At 69.7% G+C, this 2,830-nt stretch carries 1 protein-coding gene and 1 pseudogene; both read left to right on the top strand.

Annotated features, from left to right (window positions below):
• Positions 1 to 259: 259 nt before the first annotated feature.
• Complete coding sequence (locus tag E9549_RS22590) at positions 260 to 928, top strand: ion channel (RefSeq protein WP_113813087.1); 669 nt, start codon at positions 260 to 262, stop codon at positions 926 to 928.
• 844 nt (positions 929 to 1,772) lie between these two features.
• Positions 1,773 to 2,752 (top strand): annotated as a pseudogene (nhaA, locus tag E9549_RS24580) (Na+/H+ antiporter NhaA).
• Positions 2,753 to 2,830: the final 78 nt, after the last annotated feature.

The following is a 2,830-nucleotide window of genomic DNA, read 5'->3' as shown; positions in this document are numbered from 1 at the left end:
GCGTTCCAGGCACCGGTCACGCCCCCGTTCCGCGTCGCGACCGACGAGGAGATCGCCGCGCTCCAGCCGGTCTGGGGTCGTGCGTCGCAGCGGCAGGCGACGGCGGACACCGACCGAGGTCCGGACTCCGGCGAACGGCGGTGACCCGGGCCGGATCGCCGGGCGTCCGACCTCTCGTGGCGGCGGGGCACAGCAGCCGCCACCACCGGTGAGGCCCGTTCTCCGTGGAGGCGAAGACCTCGCTGGCTAGCCTCCGTCAATGCGAGTGATCCGCTTCGTCCGCGATACGCCGTGCGCGACGCTGCTGGGTGCACAGATCCTGGGAGTCCTCCTCTACCCGTTCCTGGAGGACAGCGTCGCCGGCGGGGCGCTGCTGGCGATCTTCGGCTTCCTGGTCCTGGGGCTGGTGGTGATCGCCGTCCGCGCGACCCCGATGCTGTCGTGGGTCGTGCTCCTGGTGGCGGCGCCGGCGACGGTGCTGCTCGTGGCGCAGGTCTTTGTGAGCAGCCCTGGGCTCAATGCCTGGAGCTCCGGGTTCGAGGCGGTGCTGTACTTCTACGCAGCCGCCAGCATGCTGGCCTACATGCTCGCCGACGAGGTGGTCACCACGGACGAGCTGTTCGCCATCGGCGCGGTCTTCACCCTGCTCGCCTGGGCGTTCGCGCACACCTTCGTCGTGGTGCAGGCCCTCGACCCCGGCAGCTTCATCGCCGCAGTGGCACCGAACGAGCCGCGGTCCTGGACGGAGCTGCTGTTCTTGTCCTTCTCGACGCTGTCCGGGACGGGGCTGTCGGACATCGTCCCGGTGAAGGATCACGCGAGGAGCGTGGTGATGCTCGAGCAGCTGGCCGGCCTCTTCTACATCGCGATGGTGGTTGCCAGGCTCGTCGGTCTTTCCGCGGGCCGGATCCGGCGCGGGCTGAAGTAGTCACGCCGCGCCGACAGGCCTTCAGCGGCAACCCGCGGCAGGGGCTCGGAAAGGTTGGTCTCTTCGTTTTGTGATCAAGGTCGCCAGACGGATCCGGCGCTAGCTAGGTGGTCGCTCGCCAGGCAGTGGCGATGCTGGTCGCTCCGGTGCGTCGGTGCGTCGGTGCGTCGGTGCGTCGGTGCGTCGGTGCGTCGGTGCGTCGGTGCGTCGGTGCGTCGGTGGAGGCTGATGTGCGGTGTTGCGCAGGGTGGCCAGGACCTGGGCGGCAAGCCGCGGTTCGGCATTGGCCGTGCTCTTCGGCAAGGTCACGCGGCGGACCCAGTGCAGCCGGTCATCGGCCCGCTCGACCATTCCCTTTGAGACGACGAGGATCCCATGGGGGTGAGCATCTGGCCGTTCGATGATGCGGGACCCGCGCCGCGATCTCTGCAATCCGGGCGTGTACGACATCATCGGTGACCCATTCCTGGTGATCGCCACCAACGCTTGCTTCAGGCGCTGCACTTCGTCCTCGGGGGCGCGCTCGGCAGGCGGGTGCACCTGGGCTACGGACTGGCCGCCATCCTGGGCTTCATCGGCGTCAACCTGGTTCTCCAATGTGCACACGGGGTATGGCCCGGGCACGCGGGAGATTCCCACCTTGCTGTCCCTTGCGGTCACGTGTTGGGGTCCCCGAGCACCAGACCGGGCACGTGGCGCATCCCGGCGGGATCCCGCGGTCCCTCGGCAAGGATGAGCGGGAGACCTCCCCGCGGAGTTCGGGCGGTTGAGATTCCGACCCCGGTCGCGAGAACCTCGCGGGGTTCTTGTCGTAAACGGGAACGGCAGGACGGGAGAAGGCTAGGTGGGCGTCGAAGGGGACGGCGGACGGTTCACGCGGATTCTCTCGCCGGTGCAGAGGTTCCTGCACGCTGAGGCTTCCGGCGGCCTGGTCCTCCTAGTGGCCACCGCGGCCGCCCTTATCTGGGCCAACAGCGCGGCGGGCGAGGGTTACGACTCCTTTTGGCACCGGGAGCTGACCATCGGCGCCGCGCCCTTCGCGATCACTGAGGACCTGCAGCACTGGGTCAACGACCTGCTCATGGCGCTGTTCTTCTTCGTCGTCGGCTTGGAGATCAAGCGCGAACTCGTTGTTGGGGAGTTGCGCGACCGGCGCGCGGCAGCCCTGCCCGCCGTGGCCGCGCTCGGCGGTGTGCTTCTCCCGGCTGCGCTGTTCCTCGCCGTGGTCGGCGGCGGGCCGGCGCGGGCGGGATGGGGCATCCCGATGGCGACCGCATCGCCTTCGCGGTCGGCATCATGGCGCTGCTGGGCGACCGCGTGCCGGCGAGCGCGAAGCTCTTCCTGCTGTCCGTCGCGATCGTCGACGACATCATCGCCATCACGGTCATCGCGGTGTTCTACTCCGACGACATCGCCCTGGGCTGGCTCGGCGCCGCCGCGCTCACTCTGGCATTGGTCACCGCAGCCTGGCGCGCCGGCCTGGCCCGGTGGTGGATCCAGGTCCCGCTCGCCGGTGTCGCCTGGGTCGCTGTCTTCAACTCGGGGGTGCACGCGACCATCGCGGGGGTTGCCCTCGGACTGCTGGTTCCGGCCCGGCCGGTCGACGGGCGGGAGGTCCTTGTCGCGGTCGAGCACCGGCTGCACCCGGTCACCGCCTACGTCATCGTCCCGCTGTTCGCCCTCGCCAACGCCGGGGTGGACCTCGGCGGCGGCGTGCTCGGAGAAGCGGTGGGCAGCCGTCTCGCGTGGGCGATCGTCGCCGGGCTCGTTGTCGGCAAGGTCCTCGGCATAGCCGGTGCGGCCCACCTAGGGCGCGTCTCCTAAGTCGTTAGCCACATGGTGATGGCCCGGAGGACGACGGCTCCTCGGTAGACGGTGGCGAGCCTGTCGTAGCGGGTGGCG

Source organism: Blastococcus sp. MG754426, assembly GCF_021699055.1.
In the GTDB taxonomy this organism is placed as follows: Bacteria; Actinomycetota; Actinomycetes; order Mycobacteriales; family Geodermatophilaceae; genus Blastococcus.
Note: the sequence above shows the minus strand (reverse complement) of the source record. Positions and strands in the feature narration are given on the sequence as shown.

Bases quoted from the DNA above. Each gene is read 5' to 3' on its own strand.
- E9549_RS22590 (WP_113813087.1), top strand. From the start codon at position 260: ATGCGAGTGATCCGCTTCGTCCGCGATACGCCGTGCGCGACGCTGCTG.